The sequence below is a fragment of the Enterovibrio coralii genome, from assembly GCF_001559595.1.
GTDB classification, from domain to species: domain Bacteria; phylum Pseudomonadota; class Gammaproteobacteria; order Enterobacterales; family Vibrionaceae; genus Enterovibrio; species Enterovibrio coralii.
The window spans coordinates 695,292-712,994 of the sequence record NZ_LNTY01000006.1 but is presented as its reverse complement, the minus strand read 5'-3'; the positions used below and the strand labels follow the sequence as shown (position 1 = coordinate 712,994).

18 protein-coding genes and 1 pseudogene are annotated in these 17,703 nt (G+C 48.8%); 3 read left to right on the top strand and 16 right to left on the bottom strand.

Going from position 1 to position 17,703, the window contains the following annotated elements; translation table 11 throughout:
* Positions 1–3: 3 nt before the first annotated feature.
* From ATN88_RS04060 to ATN88_RS28110, 12 genes and pseudogenes are all read right to left on the bottom strand, one after another.
* Positions 4–1,035, bottom strand: coding sequence for a YeiH family protein (locus ATN88_RS04060; protein ID WP_067411757.1), 1,032 nt, complete (start codon positions 1,033–1,035; stop codon positions 4–6).
* A gap of 31 nt (positions 1,036–1,066) precedes the next feature.
* Positions 1,067–1,195: a hypothetical protein gene (locus ATN88_RS28115; protein WP_269748091.1), complete on the bottom strand. Its 129-nt coding sequence runs from the start codon at positions 1,193–1,195 to the stop codon at positions 1,067–1,069.
* Positions 1,192–2,021, bottom strand: a pseudogene (locus ATN88_RS04055) (Ldh family oxidoreductase). The gene ATN88_RS28115 and the pseudogene ATN88_RS04055 overlap by 4 nt, the downstream one beginning before the upstream one ends.
* 141 nt (positions 2,022–2,162) lie before the next feature.
* Positions 2,163–3,332 (bottom strand): UxaA family hydrolase, encoded by a 1,170-nt coding sequence (locus ATN88_RS04050; RefSeq protein WP_067411755.1) that lies wholly within the window; start codon positions 3,330–3,332, stop codon positions 2,163–2,165.
* 3 nt (positions 3,333–3,335) lie between these two features.
* Positions 3,336–3,623 carry a UxaA family hydrolase gene (locus ATN88_RS04045; RefSeq protein WP_067411753.1) on the bottom strand — a complete coding sequence of 96 codons (288 nt, stop codon included), beginning with the start codon at positions 3,621–3,623 and terminating at the stop codon, positions 3,336–3,338.
* A gap of 41 nt (positions 3,624–3,664) precedes the next feature.
* Positions 3,665–4,672: an alcohol dehydrogenase catalytic domain-containing protein gene (locus tag ATN88_RS04040; protein ID WP_083539408.1), complete on the bottom strand. Its 1,008-nt coding sequence runs from the start codon at positions 4,670–4,672 to the stop codon at positions 3,665–3,667.
* Positions 4,673–4,688: 16 nt separating this feature from the next.
* A complete protein-coding gene (locus ATN88_RS04035) occupies positions 4,689–5,465 on the bottom strand; it encodes an SDR family NAD(P)-dependent oxidoreductase (RefSeq protein WP_067411750.1) in 777 nt (258 codons plus the stop codon).
* A gap of 32 nt (positions 5,466–5,497) precedes the next feature.
* Complete coding sequence (hisD, locus tag ATN88_RS04030; protein ID WP_067411747.1) at positions 5,498–6,802, bottom strand: histidinol dehydrogenase; 1,305 nt, start codon at positions 6,800–6,802, stop codon at positions 5,498–5,500.
* 90 nt (positions 6,803–6,892) lie between these two features.
* Complete coding sequence (locus ATN88_RS04025; RefSeq protein ID WP_067411744.1) at positions 6,893–8,200, bottom strand: TRAP transporter large permease; 1,308 nt, start codon at positions 8,198–8,200, stop codon at positions 6,893–6,895.
* Positions 8,201–8,209: 9 nt separating this feature from the next.
* Positions 8,210–8,722: a TRAP transporter small permease gene (locus tag ATN88_RS04020; RefSeq protein ID WP_067411741.1), complete on the bottom strand. Its 513-nt coding sequence runs from the start codon at positions 8,720–8,722 to the stop codon at positions 8,210–8,212.
* A 90-nt stretch (positions 8,723–8,812) separates the two neighbouring features.
* Positions 8,813–9,433 (bottom strand): TRAP transporter substrate-binding protein DctP, encoded by a 621-nt coding sequence (gene dctP / locus ATN88_RS04015; protein WP_269748090.1) that lies wholly within the window; start codon positions 9,431–9,433, stop codon positions 8,813–8,815.
* Positions 9,406–9,966 carry a type 2 periplasmic-binding domain-containing protein gene (locus ATN88_RS28110; RefSeq protein WP_269748089.1) on the bottom strand — a complete coding sequence of 187 codons (561 nt, stop codon included), beginning with the start codon at positions 9,964–9,966 and terminating at the stop codon, positions 9,406–9,408. Before ATN88_RS28110 ends, dctP begins: the two co-directional genes overlap by 28 nt.
* Before the next feature lie 497 nt (positions 9,967–10,463).
* On the opposite strand from ATN88_RS28110, the gene ATN88_RS04005 reads away from it, so the two are divergent.
* Positions 10,464–11,534, top strand: coding sequence for a LacI family DNA-binding transcriptional regulator (locus tag ATN88_RS04005; RefSeq protein ID WP_067411733.1), 1,071 nt, complete (start codon positions 10,464–10,466; stop codon positions 11,532–11,534).
* A gap of 16 nt (positions 11,535–11,550) precedes the next feature.
* Here the strand turns inward: ATN88_RS04005 and ATN88_RS04000 are convergent, their stop codons facing one another.
* From ATN88_RS04000 to ATN88_RS03985, 4 genes are all read right to left on the bottom strand, one after another.
* A complete protein-coding gene (locus tag ATN88_RS04000; RefSeq protein ID WP_232312739.1) occupies positions 11,551–12,099 on the bottom strand; it encodes a hypothetical protein in 549 nt (182 codons plus the stop codon).
* Between the two features lie 5 nt (positions 12,100–12,104).
* Positions 12,105–14,243, bottom strand: coding sequence for an LruC domain-containing protein (locus ATN88_RS03995; RefSeq protein ID WP_067411730.1), 2,139 nt, complete (start codon positions 14,241–14,243; stop codon positions 12,105–12,107).
* 181 nt (positions 14,244–14,424) lie between these two features.
* A complete protein-coding gene (locus ATN88_RS03990; RefSeq protein WP_067411727.1) occupies positions 14,425–14,727 on the bottom strand; it encodes a DUF1330 domain-containing protein in 303 nt (100 codons plus the stop codon).
* Positions 14,728–14,886: 159 nt separating this feature from the next.
* A complete protein-coding gene (locus ATN88_RS03985) occupies positions 14,887–15,789 on the bottom strand; it encodes a LysR family transcriptional regulator (RefSeq protein WP_067411724.1) in 903 nt (300 codons plus the stop codon).
* Positions 15,790–15,924: 135 nt separating this feature from the next.
* On the opposite strand from ATN88_RS03985, the gene ATN88_RS03980 reads away from it, so the two are divergent.
* Entirely contained in the window at positions 15,925–16,881 is a 957-nt protein-coding gene (locus ATN88_RS03980) for an LLM class oxidoreductase (RefSeq protein WP_067411721.1), read from the top strand.
* Positions 16,882–16,891: 10 nt separating this feature from the next.
* Positions 16,892–17,695: an SDR family NAD(P)-dependent oxidoreductase gene (locus ATN88_RS03975; RefSeq protein ID WP_067411719.1), complete on the top strand. Its 804-nt coding sequence runs from the start codon at positions 16,892–16,894 to the stop codon at positions 17,693–17,695.
* Positions 17,696–17,703 lie beyond the last annotated feature (8 nt).

Genomic DNA, 17,703 nt, shown 5'->3' with positions numbered 1-17,703 from the left:
GGTCTAACTCAAAAGATAAATACCCAATAGCACCCAAGCAGCGATAGCGACGGTCTCGACAACGACCATTAAAATGGGCTCATACCCGATGGTAAACAGCTTTTTAACGGATGTTTTGATGCCGAGAGCCGCAACAGCAGACACTAAACACCAAGACGAAAGGCTCGACAATGTGCTTGTTACGCCTGCTGGTAATATGTGGGCACTATTGATGGCGACACAGAGGCAAAAGCCTATCACGAAAAAGGGGAGGAGGGGAATGTCAGCCTTTTCGCAGTCTTTGTCTGGATGACTACGAAAATAGAGCGATAAAACAAGGATGACAGGCACTAACAAGGCAACACGGAGAAGCTTGGTGATTGTCGCGTATTCACCGGCTTGCGGTGAAATGGAATAACCCGCACCAACGACCTGCGCTACGTCGTGAATCGTGCCGCCCAAGAAAATACCTGCAAGACGATCATCAAAGCCAAGGAGGTTGACGATGATAGGGTAAACGACCATGGCAATCGTACTGAATGCTGTGACGGCAATAACGGTGAAGAGCGTGTTGCGTTCACTGTATTGGTGCTTCGGTAGAATGGCAGAAATGGCCAAAGCAGCAGAGGCACCACAAATAGCAACTGATCCACCTGTGAGAATACCGAACTGAGTTCGACGGCCCAGTATTTTCGCTATCACAATACCAATCATGATAGTCAGGGCGACGCCGCCAGCGACCCACACTAACAGCTCCCAGCCGAGTGACATCATTTCTTCGACCGTGATGCGAAGACCTAATAGTGCCACACCAAATCGAAGTACCTTCTTCGCGGCAAATTCAATGCCGGGCTGACATTTGGCGTCAGAGGAAAGGAAGTGAAATGCGATGCCAAGCAGCAGGGCGAAAAGCATTTGAGGCGCGCCGTAGTGCGACGCCAAAAAGGTAGCAGCCGCCGCGACGGTGACGGAAAGCAGAAGGCCGGGCGCAAGACTCTTAGTATTCTGTTGTACATCCTGCCAACTTGGGACATGACGTTTTAGGAAAGAGGGCATGAAACATCCTGTTTATTATGCGTAATTCGTTTTAACTGTTTGCTAAGTCGATCAGCTCTTCATAGAGCGAATCCATCAATTCAAGGCCATCAGAAAGCACTTGTTCTCGTCGCATTAAGCGTTTCTCACCGGGCAGACGCACACCGTCTTGTTCGGTCATTGCATGTAAAATAAGCTCAATACGTTCGGAAAAATGTGCCGCTGTTGCTGTGGGGTCAATGGCGATGACCGCATGGCCAATGGCGGGAGGTTCGCCTTCGGTATCAAAAAAAGAAGAGGCTTCGAACCCATATACGCGCTGGAAAGCGTCGCAGAGAGAATCTCGACCATGAGGGCAAGCGCGGCTCCTTTTGCGTCACCGATTGGAAGCATTGAACCTTTGACGGCTTCATTGGGGTTAGTTGTGGGTTCGCCGTGTTCATCAATTGCCCAATCGTCAGGGATGGATTCGCCATTTTTACGTGCAAGCAATACTTTGCCGCGAGCTACCTTGCTTAAGCTCATATCAATCACAAGCGGTGGCGCGTCGTCTCGTGGGCATGCAAATGCGACAGGTTGGTACCGAAAAGAGGGCGATGACCTCCCCAAGGTGCGATGGCACTGGGGCTGTTTGAAAAAACGAGCGCGATGCAGCCTTGTTTGGCGATGCGTTCAGCATGAAAGCCTGCTTGTCCAAAATGGTGTGATCGATATACCGCGCCCAAAGCAATGCCTTGTGCCTTTGCCATCGCAGGAAGTAAGGTCACGAGCTTATCCATTGCAGGAAAGGCAAATCCCAACTCGGCATTGATGTGGCAAATTGCGGGCTTAGGCGTGGTCACTTTAGGTTTTGCGTCACCAATAACTTTGCCAACCTTCACTTGGTCGATATATGCACTGAGTCGAGACAGTCCATGACCCGGTTGGCCGTCAACTTCTGCTTGAATAAGCGCGTTAGCGACGGATTTTGCGTTGTTCGGTGTGACGCCTACTTTTTCTAATGCCATGACGGCTAAGGACGTTGCTTCAGATGGATCAATAGTTACAGGCATAACGACCTCCAGAAAATCTGAATTGTCCTTCTACAAATAAGGCACCCAACAATAGAAAAGGAAAGGTGCTGATTTCTCAGCACCTTTGGTTTGCGCTTATGCGCTTCGGTATAGCTTGGTTAGCACGAATTCGCGGTGACCCAATGACTCCGCTGCCGTGTAACGGCCGTTTGCGGTACGAAGCGTCATGTCGATCAGGGCATCACCCGCAGAGTCCATGTTCAGTTCGCGAGCGAGAATGCCAGAAACGTCGACATCAATGTGCTCTCCCATGGTACGCACGGTGCGCGGGTTCGCAGTGATCTTGATAACTGGCACAATTGGGTTGCCGATAACGTTACCTTGTCCGGTTGGGAACAGGTGAACGGCAAAACCCGCGGCGGCTTGCAACGTCACACACTCTGCCGCGGCTGATGACGTGTCCATAAAGTAAAGACCTGGGCCTGCTGCTGGTCTTTCAGCAGGTGTCAGTACGTCAACAAACTGCGTGGTTTTACCAATTTTCTGGTAGTTACCAAATGCCTTCTCTTCGATGGTGGTTAAGCCACCCAAGATGTTTCCTTTGGTTGGTTGGCTGTCAGACAGATCGGATGTTTTGTGTGGCTCGATAACTTCATCCATATATGCCTGCCACGTTTTGAGGAACTTCTCACCAATTTCTGGCGAAACCGCACGTGTCGCACAAATTTGCTCTGCACCAGTTAATTCAGATGTTTCACCGAAACACAGGGTCGCACCTTGCGCAGAGAGCTTGTCACAAAGGTTACCGACTGTTGGATTTGCCGCTAGCCCTGATGTAGTGTCTGATTCGCCACATTTCATTGAAATCCATAGTTCGCTAACATCACATTCTTCACGTGTGAGTTCGCTTGCTGCTTGGACGTACTCTTTTGCTACGCGAGACGCAGAAGCAATGGTGTTGATGTCACCGTTTTGCTCGATAGCGAAACCTTGAACTGGCTTGCCTGATTCGGCGATACCTTCAACAACACGCGCTGTCCACTCAGGCTCAATACCGATAACAACCACTGCCGCGACATTTGGGTTGCAGCCTGTTCCAATCAAGGTGCGGAAGTGGAGCTCCAAATCTTCACCGAACTGCAAACGTCCATAAGGGTGAGGAATTGCCAGCGTGCCTTTGATGTTATTTGCCACAGCTTCACATGCCGCGTTCGACAAATCGTCCAATGGCAGGATAATGACATGGTTACGTACACCGACACGGCCATTTTCGCGGCGATAGCCCATAAATTTATAGTTGCTCATGGCTTACCACCTCTTAGTTTTAACGTTTTGAACGTGAACATGTCCGCCTTTAGCGATGTCCGCGACTGCTTTGCCGATATCGTTGTCGTACTTCAGAATGGTATCGCCATTCTTGATGTCATTGAGCGCAACTTTATGGCCGAGTGGGATCGCATCCAGAGCTAGGACTTCGATGGTTGAATCCGTGTCCATCACCCATCCCACAAGCGTTTGGCCAGCTTCTAAGCCCTCAACCACAATCACGCCGACGGAGTCGGTCGAATCGTGGACGAGAAAATCTGGTTTTTGCATTTTCATCTCCTTTTGAAATAAACGGTCTTTCTTTTCTTGGGTTACTCTTCAGGTCGTAAAACGACTTTCGCCGCAGCAATGCGCCCGTTAAGTAAATCGTCAAAAGCATCCGCACCTTCGTTGAGCGGACGCTCCTGAATCCAGTCCAACGCGCCTAGCGCGCCGTTATGCATGGCTTCTAGCGTCGCTTTGAAGTCCTGCATGGTGTAGGTGTAGCTGCCAGCAAACGTCACTTCTTGCAGCGTAAATTTTCGAACATCGAGACCTTCGAGGCGGTCTTGCAACCCGACATGAATGATCACGCCGCCTGGTTTGACCGCTTCAGAAGCCCCCATTCTTGTGTGTTTGTTACCGACACAATCCACCACCAAGTCGATGCTGTTCGGTGTTGGCGCACTGTCTGTGGTTGGGTCGAATACCTCGCAAATATCTGCCTTTTCAACGGTGGCGCGACGAAGGGCATTGGTTTCAGCAAGCACAATGTGTTTGCAGCCTTGGGCATTGAGCGACAGCGCGGCTGCCAGTCCTACAGCCCCTCCGCCATAAACCAGTGCTTTGCATTCCACGAGTGGTCTTTTGCTTAGCTGTGCGCATTTGGTGACAGCGTGCCACCCCGTAGCAATAGGCTCGGCCAAAGAGGCGATGGTTAATGACATGCCATCAGGGACGGGCACGAGATTCCGTTTTGGAATCGCCACAAATTCAGCAAATGCGCCTTCACGCGGTGGCATGGAAATAATTTCTCGTTTGCTGCATTGGTTGGCATAACCAGTCAGGCAAAACTCACACTCGCCGCAGCTCACCAGTGGATTGATCACTACCGCCTGACCTTCCATCTCGCCGCTTCTCACAATGCCCGCTCCTTCATGCCCCAATATGAGTGGGGCAGGGCGACGCTCATCGTGACCAAGGTAGGCGTGAAGATCAGAGCCGCAGATGCCCACAGCGGAAATTTCTACTAAGACTTCTCCATCTTTTGGGGTTGGCATCGGCTCTTCGCGATACGTCATTTGATTTGGTCCGGTATACACCAGTGCTTTCATGTTCATGGTTACTTCCTTGTGCTCACTTCGCCGTATAGCCGCCATCTAAAGAGATCATTTGCCCGCTGATGTAGTCAGATGCCCGCGAAGCGAGGAAAATCGTCAAACCATCAAAATCTTCCAACTCACCGTTTCGCCCAATGGTTGTCATCGACGCGTGGTGTTTCGAGAGTGAATCGTCACTAAATACCTTTTCGGTAAGTGGCGTTTGGAAAAATCCTGGCGCGATGGCGTTGGTGGTAATACCTTCTTTAGACCATGCTTCCGCCATGGCGCGGGTCAGTTGTGCGACCCCACCTTTTGAAGCACCGTAAGGCACGGAATTAGCGAATGCGCGATAGGATTGAAGTGAGCCAATATTGATGATTTTTCCCCGACCTTTTTCACGCATGCCAGGCAAACAGGCTTTGGCGAGGAAAAAGGGGACAGACAGATTGAGGTTGATTGTCATGTCCCAAGCCTCGATAGAAATCTCATCGGCAGGCTGGCGCAAATTCACGCCAGCCGCGTTTACCAAAATGCCAGGTGCCCCGAAATGCTTTGACGCATTATCAACAAAGTCAGACAGGCCATCTCGCTTGAGCAAGTCCACCGTTTCAATGGCTGAATCACCACCATTTCCGGCAATAAGCGCAGCAGTTTGCGCCAGTGTTTCGGGATGGCGGCCAGCAAGCACAACGTTTGCACCTGCTTGTGCGAGGGCATAAGCCATGCGCTGGCCGATGCCAGAGCCCGCACCCGTAACCAAGGCCACGTTGCCGCTTAAGTTAAAAAGATGGTCGATTGCATTGCCTGTCATTCATAGCTCCTTGCGTATTCGGGTTACCTTGCTTATTCCGGCTGTAGATTGAACTGCTCATCAGGGAAGTATTTTGCAAGGCGCGCATCGCCTGTTTTGGCATGCGCTTCCATACCTTCAAGTCGCGAAATACGTGCGGTCACTTGCGCGACATCTTTGCTCGCTTCTTTGGTTGAGCGTTGATAAGTCACCACCTTGATGAACTTGCCTGCACTCAAACCACCGGTGTACTTCGCCGCACCTTTGGTCGGTAGAATGTGGTTTGGACCTGACGTCTTATCGCCAAAGGCCACGTTGGTTTCTTCCCCAAGGAACAAAGAGCCGTAGTTGCGAAGGTTTTGCAGCCACCAATCCAGGTCGTCAGCGTGCACTTCTAAGTGTTCTGATGCATATTCATCACTGACTTTTACGGCTTCTTCTCGTGTATCCACGAGGATGACTTCGCCATAGTCGCGCCATGCTGCTTCCGCCGATTTGCTGTTTAGCTCTGGAAGATCTGCAATCAGTTCTGGCAGACGCTTCATAACGGTTTCTGCCAATGCTTCCGAATCGGTTACCAACCAAGCAGGAGTATTTGGACCGTGTTCGGCTTGACCGACAAGATCGACGGCAACGAGCTCAGGGTCGGCGTTGCCGTCTGCAATCACCATGACTTCTGAAGGGCCAGCAAACATGTCGATACCGACGCGGCCATAAAGCTGGCGTTTTGCTTCCGCAACAAATTGGTTGCCTGGGCCAACAAGAATGTCTGCTGGGTGGCCAGTAAACTGACCAAAAGCCATCGCCGCGATACCTTGTACTCCACCAAGATTGAGAATGGTGTCGGCACCACAAAGATTTAGCGTGTAGAGAATGGCAGGGTGCACACCTTCTTCTCGACCCGGCGGTGAGCAAGCAATCACATGATCAACACCCGCGACTTTTGCAGTAGTCACCGACATGATTGCGGACGCGATGTGTGAGTAGCGACCACCGGGCACATAGCAGCCAGCGGCTTGCATTGGGATAAGGCGTTGGCCTGCAAACAGGCCGGGTGAGAGTTCAGTTTCGAACTCAGACATGCTGTCGAGCTGTGCTTGAGCGAAATCACGCACGCGTTCATAAGCGAATTGAATGTCTTTTTTGAGTTGCTCAGGCACTTTGTCAGCCGCGGCGTCGATATCGGCTTGAGACACCACAATGTCTCCTTGCCAGTTGTCGAACTTGCGGGTGTATTCAATACAGGTTTCTTCGCCACCTTGTTCGATTTCTTTGAGCATATTTGCGACGATTGCGCGGACGTCGTCTTCACCTGTTGCAGCAGTTTTTTCTGCTTTTTTCAGATATTTAACAGCCATGTCGTTAATTTCCTCGTTAAATTTTGGGTGCAACTTCCATGTCCGGCTTATTCGGGAACAAGCCGGGGAGGGTAAATAGTTATGTCTAAATCACAGTGCCCAGAGCGAAAGCTCAGGGATAAATGCCAGTAAGAGAACTACTGTCAGCATGGAGATAACGTAAGGCCCCGATCGCGCCGCAATCTTAAGAACCGAGGTCCCGGTTATTCCAGATACAACAAAGAGGTTTAGCCCAAGTGGTGGGGTAATAAAGCCCACGCCGAGAGCCGTTACCATCATGATGCAGAATTGCACATCGGCCATACCAATCTCCCTCGCGAGCGGAAGCAGTATGGGTGAAAGAATCAAAATGTTCGGAGTTGTTTCCATGAAACAACCCGCCACGATAAGGATGCCGATCATGATAAGGATCAGAACCGTACGGCTATCCGTAAATGAGGTCATGGTTTGTACGAATGCCTGTGGCACTTCGAGTGCTGCTAGTGTCTGTGCCAGCGGCAAACTGAGCGCGATAATGGGCAGAATGACACCATTCACTTTGGCTGAACTTTCCAGCATTTTCGGAAAGTCACTGATTTTTAGCGTGCCTTGGAACAGACCAATGATGATAGTAACGACCACTGCTACTGCCGCTGCTTCTGTCGGCGTGAACACACCAGTGTAGATACCGCCAAGAATAATGACTGGCACCAAGAGTGCGTAGCGCGCGTCGATGACCACTGAAAGCCAACGTTTAATCGAGAAGCCGTGGCGAGCGTTTTCATACCCATGAATACGGTTCATCACTACGTTAGTCAGCATAATCGCCATCATGACCATGATGCCGGGCACGGCGGCAGCTAAGAACAACGTTGACGCGGAAATCCCCAGTACCAGACCAATGATGATGTAAGCGATGGATGGCGGAATAAGGATCCCTGTACACGCACCTGCTGCAACCAACGCACATGCGTAAGGCTTTGGATAACCTTGTTGTACCAATCTGTCGATGGTCATTCGACCAACAGCCGCGGCACCCGCAGCATCTGAACCTGAGATGCAGGCGAAGAAGCCACAACCAAGTACCGTTGCACTACCAAAGCCTGCTCGTGCTCCACCCACACTGGCCTCTGCGACATCGAGCAGTTTGTTGGATAAACCAGTACGAACGAGCACGTCACCTGTCAGGATAAAAAGTGGTACAGCAATCAGTGCGAATGCATCGATGCCATCAAACAGTGATTCACCGAACAGCGACAGTGGTAATACTTCAGTAATAAAGAGCAGGGCAATTGAACCTAACCCTAGTGATACCCAGACCGGAACAGCCAGTGCAATCAGCACCAACATCGCGATCACGGGGCCATAAAACTCCCAACCAAGTTCGATGGAGGTTTGTTGAACGTAGTAATTCAGCATCCTTGCCCCCTAATCAAACAACTTGTTGCCTTCGAACACAGGCGTGTTCTGAGTAAGGCTGCGAATGTCCCGTCGCATCGATTGCAACAGTCGGAATATCATCATGGAGAAACCTAACGGTACCGCTGCCATGAACCAGGCCTGACTTATCCCTAAGCCGTGTGTCACTGACCCGAATTTCAGCGAGATTTCGATAGGGTGGATTGACCAATAAAGGGCAAAGATAGCCACGATAAAGGTCGCTACATCGCCAAGCAGATAAATCGCTGCTTTGCCACGGTTTGGTAGGTAGTGAAGCAACACGTCAATGCGAATATGCGCACGTTCTTTTACGGCTGCGGAGGCACCCACCCAAGCGAGATAGATAAATGCATAACGAGCGACTTCCTCTCCCCAGATTGAGGAGTAGCTAAAGACAAAGCGTCGCAGTACTTCCATTGCAATGGTGATGACGATGGTGGTGTAGAAGAAGAGCAGCAACCACCGTTCACCATTTTCATCGATTTGTTTTAAGAAATTCATTTCGTTCGTCCAACATCAGGTGAGAAAGCGAGAGAGGCCGTTTGGGTGAGCTTGGAGGTATCCTCACCCAAACGGCGGTTTACTCAGCTTTTAAACGTCGTGGACAAACGGTCCGTCGTTGTTGTTTGCTGCATCGAGAAGCTTGTTGAATGCTTCTTTAGAACCCGCAAGTTGCGTTTTGAATGAATCCCATTCTGGCAGTTGATGACCCGCTTTAGCCGCCCAAAGCTTCATTTCATCTTCATTCGGTGCGTAGAACTGCACACCTGCTTTGCTCAGTTCTGCCATGGCATAGGCGCGCGCAGCGGGCACTTTCGCGAGGTTCTGGAGTGAGGTGACTTCACTAGCAAACTCAATGCCTTCTTGAATATCAGGCGGTAAACTCTTAAACCATTCAAGGTTGCAAGAAAAAACCTGTGAATCTGGCACTGAACGGTTAAACGTGACCCACGAAAGGACATCTTTAAAGCCGAATACATTGAGTGCTTCTACGGAAGGGTCAAGTGCATCTGCAACGCCCTGTTTGATTGCTGAAGGCGTTTCACCCCAAGCAACAGGAGTTGGGTTTGCACCAAGCAGGCGATAGAACTGCTGGAGGATCTTCGAGCCCGGTACGCGGAATTTAATACCTTCCATCTGATCCGGTGTTTTTATTGGGCCTTCTAGGCCATTGCGCAAGGCGACTACACGTGGTCGATCACCACATACCATAAAGGTTTGAAGCCTTTCGCTTCCACTTTAGGGTGGATCTCTTTTTTCCACGCGTCTGACGTGACAAGGTTGATGAATTTTTGGTTTTCACCACACCAGTAAGGAATGTTGATAAGGTCAACCGCTGGCGCAAAAGGAGCAAAGTTGGAAAGTGAATGTTGCGCCGCTTGAATGGTGCCAGCTTGTACTTTCTGAGCAAGTGCACCACCTGCACCCAATTGACCGCCCGGAGCCAGTTTCACGTAAACGGCGCCGTTGGTCATGTTTTGGATGTTCTCTTTGAAATCGAGTTGCATGATAGGGTAGCTGCGAGATGCACCAATGATGTATGCCGTCGCAATCGTCATGGTGTATTTTGCTTGTTTCTGTCTTTCTCGTTCTTCGTTAACCGCAGCTTGTGCTGTTGTCGAGGATAACAAGGCCCCGGAGGCCCCTGCGACGACAGCTGCCGTAAAACCTGCTTTTTTGGCTATTTCCAGGAAACGGCGACGCTCTGCACTCTGTGGGGAGTCATCCTTATGGTGAACAGACATATATCTACTTCCTTTCTGCGTTTTATAGTTACTTAGCCGAATGTCTATCTGCTTCTTTCTCTGCAAACAGCATTGCGACAACGAAAGTCAACGATGTAAGCAGGAGCAAAATGAACTCCCAAACATCGTTAACACGAAAGATCGTGGTATCCCCTGAAGAAATCTGAATCTTTGTGCCAATGACATTGAGAAAGTAGAGAGAAAAGAAAAATAAAGAAGGTAAGTAACGCTTCTTGATGTTAAAAACAGAGCTCATACATTCAGCCTCATAACATGTGTAACTGCACAAAGTGGTCACTTATTTGTTAGTTATAGCACCAACCGCAATGTAACGAATATGTTAAATGTAAGCGGTTACATTTTGAAGCGTAGTTGCCGAACAATTTCTCTGTCAAGTTTTTGACAGGACAATTTTTCAACAGAGCTATAATTAGCTAGAGTTCCTCTAATGCTTAGAAATGAGACGATTTTGACAAGAACTTAAAGAAAACAGGGTCATGGCTAAAGAAATTGCATCTTCTCGTAAACGCTTACAAAAACGTGTATCTGACTCGCCGAAAGCAGAGGATGTTGCGAGGGAGGCGGGTGTCTCAACCGCGACTGTATCTCGCTATTTAGCAAACCAAAGCTCGGTCAGTGAGAAGCGTGGTGCCTTGATTCAAAAGGCTATCGAAGCATTAGGTTACATTCCGCATGGTGCAGCTCAAGCACTTGCGTCTCAACGCACCAAGACAATCGGGGTGATTGTTCCTACGCTTGATAACGCGATTTTCGCGGAGGGTATTCAAGCATTCCAGCGCCGTTTGCAGGAGAAAGGCTTTACCCTGTTCATCGCTAGCTCAGATTACTCATTGGATGAGGAACTCGCGCAAGCCGAGCGGCTCGTTACGCGAGGTGTTGAAGGTTTGATGCTGGTGGGGTCAGAGCATCATCCTCAGCTATTCGACATTCTTGAAAAGAAACAAATTCCCTATCTCTATACATGGTCGTACAAACCGGAGTTGGGGCATCCTTGTATTGGATTTAATAACCACCAAGCATCAGCGCGGCTTACACAATATCTTTTAGACTTAGGCCATAAAGATTTTGCGGTGGTTTCGGGTATCCTTCACTTCAATGATCGTACCAAGGACAGATTAGAAGGGTGCTTGGACACGCTGGAAAAAGCTGGGATTTCCATTCCTAAAGAAAGCATTATGGAATGCCGCTACGATCTCTCGGAAAGTCGTCAGATGATGAAAAAACTGCTTGCCCGAGAGCCAAAACCCTCGGTGGTTGTATGTGGTAATGACGTTATTGCCATGGGCGTATTGCTAGAAGCGCAACATCAAGGGATAAAGATTCCCGAAGAAATTTCTGTTGTTGGGTTTGACGACCTCGCACTGTCTTCCCATTTTCAGCCTGCTTTGACGACGATGCATGTACCGTCAAAAGAGATGGGGCAGCGCGCGGCGGACTATTTGCTGGCGAGATTAGAGGATGAGCATGCATCTGAACATCAAGAGTTAGAAGCAAAACTGGTGGTCAGAGAAACCACCACAAAGCCCAATAAAAAAGCCCCCGCTTAGCGAGGGCTTTCCATTTTTACCAAATCCAACTGGTATCTGTGTTTGGAATCCGTTTTTGGATGGGTGAGGTGCCATCGTCAAACCAAACTTCTGCCAGCAAATAGTACTGCGACGTGGTGTTCACTATGTCTATCGTGCCTTGTCCATTAATCAGTAGGGCTGTTGCAATGCTGCTGTTGTAGTCGGCTGAATACGTGCCGTTGTTGTTTTCAGTAAATGCACGGTATAGCGTAATCGTCGCATTTGACGCCGCATAGCCACTGACATCAACCACAAAGCTTTGCGAAACATTCGGATTGTAAGAAAACGAGCTTGGTACGGACATTGAACTCATCGATGTTGCTGAACTTGTAACCGTTGGCGGGATAACGGCTTCACCGCCTGAGGTATCGACCAGCATTGTTGCTGAGTTTGAGCTGGTACCCGTGCTTTCATCTTGAGGAGCGTTACTCGTTCCTGTGCTTGAACCAGTACCTGTCGATACCGCTCCGTCTCCATCTCCGCCACCACATGCGGTGAGAAGGGCAATCAAAGTCACAATCGAAATCTGCTTGAAGATAGTCATGATGCTTACTCCTCAACACTGTAGTATTTGTTTTCGGTTGCTTTCTCAAGCAAGTACCAATCTGCGTTACTGCTACCACCTGTTTCAGCAAAGCCTGCAAACTCTGGGTACGCTTCTACGATATCAACATGCTCACGTGGCCACTTCCAATCATCCGGTACAATCAGTGCCCATGGCAGGTTGTCAGATGTTTTGAAGTAGCGGCCTTGTGCAACATCGCTAGAGTCAGACCACCAACCGTACCAGTAAGTGTCGAATTGTTCTGTCGGTGCATGGTCAGCCAAGTGGACTTCAAGACCACGACCTGGGTTGTACCAAAGACCATCGCGCACATAGTTACCTGGTGTAGCGAACATGAACGGGTCGTATGGCATTGCAGCAAGGCCGCTGGTGTCGACGCCATCTTTCAGCACGACATCAATATCAAACTCGAATGACAGCTCTTCCTGACAATGTTGCGCCGTTCTGTAGTACATACACTCAGCTGGGATTTGCTGTTTAAGATCACTGTTTACAATAAAGATAGCTTCAGTTGATTCTGCTTCCAACCCATTGCTTTCTTGCTCAACACCGTTGTAAGACATGGTTGAGATCTCAGCGATGTCCTCACGATTCAGGCCTTTGAGTCTTAGGGCGAAGCCGTTGTGATAGCCCGCGCCATAGGCAGCGAGGTAACCGGTGATCATGATGCGTGTAACGTTGTCTTCTTGATCCAGTGTTTCAGTGATGCGGAAGCGAATGACAACGTCGTTCATGTCGTAGTCGCCTTGTTTCGGCCAATTATCTTCAAAGGCAAGCGTTGCATAACCACTCGCGCTTGGGTAGTGACGCATAGATGAACCGTTTTCCATGATCATCACTGAATGGTCTTCTACCTCACCTGTGGTTGCACCACCGTAGTAATTTAGCCCTTGTTGATCAGAGAAACGGAAGCGAGTCCATGTTTTACCGATAGTGGCATCTGCAGGCACAGAAACGTTGAAGTTGTTAGAACCGCCAGAGACATTGCTGTCGCTAATGATTTTTTCGCCGCTGTCAGCAAAGTCGCCATCACCGTTCCAGTCAATCCATGCTGACAAATAGCCGCTTGTTGATGCTTGAACAGCGATTTGTGCATTTTGACCCGCTTTCAGACCAGTCACAAAACCCACACCGTCTTCATCTGCAAGACCTGCTTTGTTGTCATCAAGCGGAGATTGAAAACCATCGCCTTCGCTGTCTGGTGCAACAGAGCCAAGGTAGTAGCCAGAATCCACTTCATGACGAGGACCGTTTGATGCAAGCAGCGTCATGTATGAGTCTGGGGCATCACCGAAGTCGATTGTTGAGTCTTCGTCAATTACTGGTGCATCTTCACAGCGAGCACCGTCATTTTGATTGGACTTAGGACCATCAGCGAATTTAACTGCGCCGACATTGCCGCTGTCGATCTTCGCTTGAGTCGACAAATCGATTCGGTAGATGTTGCCGTCTGAATTGCGTGAGATGTAGAAGTAACCATCGACATCGAAGTAACCAGCACCGAATGTACCCGTCACTCCAGTGTTACCAATATAGGTGGTAGAGCCGTCAACCGTGCTGATGGTGTACAACTTACCGTTGCTGTTGTTAACCGCAAACAGTTCGTCATTGTGCGGGTGGAAAGCAAAATCGGTCAGACCGAGCGAGCCGCTATTTGAAATGGTTTCGGCGGTCAGTGTTGCCGAAGGATCTGAATCCAACGGTGACAGGTCGATTTTGTAAAAGCCGTGGCTCTGGCTGTAGAGGTAGTAATAGCGGTCGTAAACATCACCCACGAAGAAGTGAATGTTAGGAAGGCCAGTAACATCAATCGTCTCTGCTTGGAAATCTTTGCCTAATCTGACCACACTCAATGACGTTTTTTCAAAGCCATAGATGTATTTGTGCTCAAAGCCAGTACCGTCGCCCACACCATTGTCAAAGCCGATAGCGTTAATACCGCCGTTGTCGAGGCCGACATCATTGGTGACAAGTGCAGTTGAGCCCGTTACCAAATTCACGCTGTAAACCTGAACAGGCTTGGACTGAAAGAGGTATGCCTTGCTCGGACACGTATCAAACGATGTCGCTGAAGCCAAAGGTGAAAGTAGTGCGAGCCCTGCTATTGTGATTTTCTTAGACATTAGGACGCTCCTTGGGATAACGATTGAAGTTGTTAATACAAGGAGCGTGCCATTTTTAAATGGTTGTATTTTATATGTTTTTCATTATGACTTTTAAATTGAGGACTTGCTTTTTGTCAATCTGACAGTCAATCCAAAAATGCATTGGATCTCATTTCTCAATTTGAGAAATTACATTTGCTCATGCGAGGTCATCTTTTCCTTCAATGAGAAAATGATGACTGATTGAGCCGTCAGTTCGTGCTTTTAGGTGAGGAATGTACTCTGCATCGTTCATAAAATTCACCGCCGCATCACGTGAAGGCCACTCGATAACAATTCGTAAGGCAGGTGTTTCGCCCGTACCTTCCAAACGCTCGTGACGTGTTGTTCTTGCTAAGTATTTTCCGCCATATTGCGCAACAAGTTTGTTTGCTGGACCGATATAGTCAGCAACCCAGTCTTGGTTTGTAGGTGTTACTTCTAGAACGGAATAGTAAGCCATGGTTTAACGTCCTTTTGTCATTTGGGCCTGAGTAAGCTTCCGAGCCATTTGAAACGTGACGGCGAGGAAGTGTGTGGTGTTATGGCAATTAGCTAAGTGGCAATACCCGATTTGATAACAGTCGTAGACGTATAAAGACTTTTTGGTATTCGCTGATAATTACTTACCAAGGTATTCCCAATAAGGTTTGCCTTCAAAACGGTCTGCAAAAAAGTCTATAAATGCTCGGACTTTAGGCGCGAGTTGTCTAGAGCTTGGGTATACCGCCCAAATAGACGTATCTGACTTGATAGGATAATCAGGTAAGAGCTGAATAAGTTGGCCGTTTCTAATCTGTTCATAGACACACCAAAGCGAACTCACTGTGATGCCAAGTCCATTAATACAAGCATCACGCAATGCTTCTCCGTTATCCATTTTTAGGCCACCACGCACTTTCAAATCTGTTCGGTCGCCATCGACCTCGAAAGACCAATGTTCCATGCCCGCAAGCTCGAGGCATTGGTGCGTTAGTAGATCTCCGGGAGTAGATGGCATTCCATATTTCTTTATGTAAGAGGGGGAGGCACAAACGATACGGGTATCGGACGCTAATCGTTTCGCAATCAAGGTCGAATCTTTTAGCTCTGCATTGCGTATAGCGACATCATAACCGCCTTCGACAAGATCCATGATGGTGTCACAAAGCCGCAAGTCGAGCGAAAGGTCGGGGTAGGCGACCATAAATTCAGTCAGAGCGGGAACCAAATGCATGCGACCAAATGAAGCAGGTGCCGCGATGCGTAACGTACCTCTAGGGTTGGTCGCATGTGCACCGACCGAAGCACATGCCGCCTCAATACTTGCTAATACGTCTTCTGCATGCGGTAAAAACGCAACGCCCTCAAGTGACAGGCTGACTTTTCGTGTTGTGCGATGGACAAGTCTTACGCCGACAGACTCCTCTAGCTTGTTGATGTAGGAGCTAGAGACAGCAGGGGAAAGACCTAACTCTTTGCCTGCAAGGCTGATGTTATTGGTGGCGGCCAACCGCACGAACAGCTTTAGATGATCAACATTCATACTATTTTCAACAAAAACGAAAAAGTGATTATAAAAAATCGGGGATTATTAAATGTATTGAGCACCTTAATATGTAATGCATGAACCGTGATGCTGCAAAAGTGAGTTTGCAGGCATGTTGAGGAGGTATCAGCAATGAGCGAATTTGCATTTGAAAGCATCAATGCTGGTTACAACGGAGTATTTCATCCGAATCGCATGAGTGTGGGTTTGGTCGTTCCTCTGGAGAGTTACCCAACTAGCCCTGAGCCTTTAATGCAGATGCATATTGAAAGGGTGAAATTGGCTGAAAAGCTGGGTTTTAAAGCGGTCTGGTTGAGAGATGTACCTTTTAACGTTCCCACATTTGGTGATGCGGGGCAGCTGTACGACCCGTTTGTTTATTTGGGTTTCCTTGCAGCACATACCCGTTCGATTGCGTTAGGGGTGGCCAGCATAGTGTTGCCGTTACGTCACCCTGCTCATGTGGCGAAAGCAGCGGCGACCGCAGATGTGTTATCAAATGGTCGTGTGATTTTAGGCGTAGCCTCTGGTGATAGGCCTGAAGAATATCCTGCACTTAACATGTCATTTGATGACCGCGGGGCGCGTTTTCGAAGCAGTTTCGCGTATATTCGTGAAATGGCGAAACCTCGGGCATCGTTCGATAATCCGCAGGGTTCGCCTTATGGCGGTATGGATATGCTGCCAAAACCTGTAGGAAACAAATTACCGCTGCTCATAACAGGAGGGAGTCAGCAATCTCCAGAATGGGTGGCAGAACATGGTGATGGCTGGATGACTTATCCGCGAAATATCTCGATGCAGGCTCAAGTCATCCGCGATTTCAACGACAGAGTCGCTTCATTTTCACGTGAAGCTAAACCTATCATGCAGCCGCTTTACGTTGATTTAGCGGAAGACCCAGATGCGTTACCACAGCCGATACACCTTGGTTTTCGTGCGGGTGTTAACCATTTACGTGTTTATCTGAAGTCATTGGAAGAAATTGGCGTCAATCATGTTGCGTTGAATCTAAGGTTCAATCAAAGTGATATTGAACAGGCGTTGACCACTATCGCAGAGCGTGTGCTTCCAGAATTTTCAAATTAGGGAATAAACAATGAAAAAGACAATATTGATCACTGGTGCAACTGACGGAATCGGTCTAGAAACAGCGAAAACGTTGGCATCAGAGGGGCATACGTTGCTGATCCATGGACGAAATCAAGCCAAGTTAGACGCTGTTACCGATACGCTGAAATCCCTAGGCGGTGTTGGCGTCGTGGAAAGCTACGTCGCTGACTTATCTTCTCTCTCAGATGTGGAAGCGTTAGCAAAAGCAGTACTGGCGAATCATGACCATATCGATGTTCTGCTTAACAACGCGGGTGTGTTTAAGATGAACGACGCCTCGACACCGCTAGGTATTGATGCGCGATTTGTCGTCAACACCATCTCTCCGTACCTGCTGACCAAATTGTTGTTGCCAGCAATGGATGCAAATAGTCGTGTCGTGAATTTGTCTTCTGCAGCGCAAGCACCAGTGAACTTGAATGTGTTGGAAGGAAAAGAGCAAATTGGTGATGACTTTGGTGCGTATGCGCAAAGCAAGCTTGCTATCACCATGTGGACGCGCTTATGGGCTGAAAAACTGGGTAGTAATGGGCCTGTATTCATCGCCGTCAACCCTGGCTCCATGTTGGCAAGTAAAATGGTACAAGAGGGTTTTGGTGTTGCAGGTCACGACCTTTCTATTGGCTCCGGTATTTTAGTGAGAGCGTCGATCTCTGATGAGTTCGCAAATGCATCAGGAAAGTACTGGGACAATGACAGCAAAAAGTTCTCGCCACCGCACCCTGAAGGGCTAAACGACGCAAAAGCGCAAGCCGTCGTGGAAACCATAGAACGAATTATTGCAAACTGATTCAGATG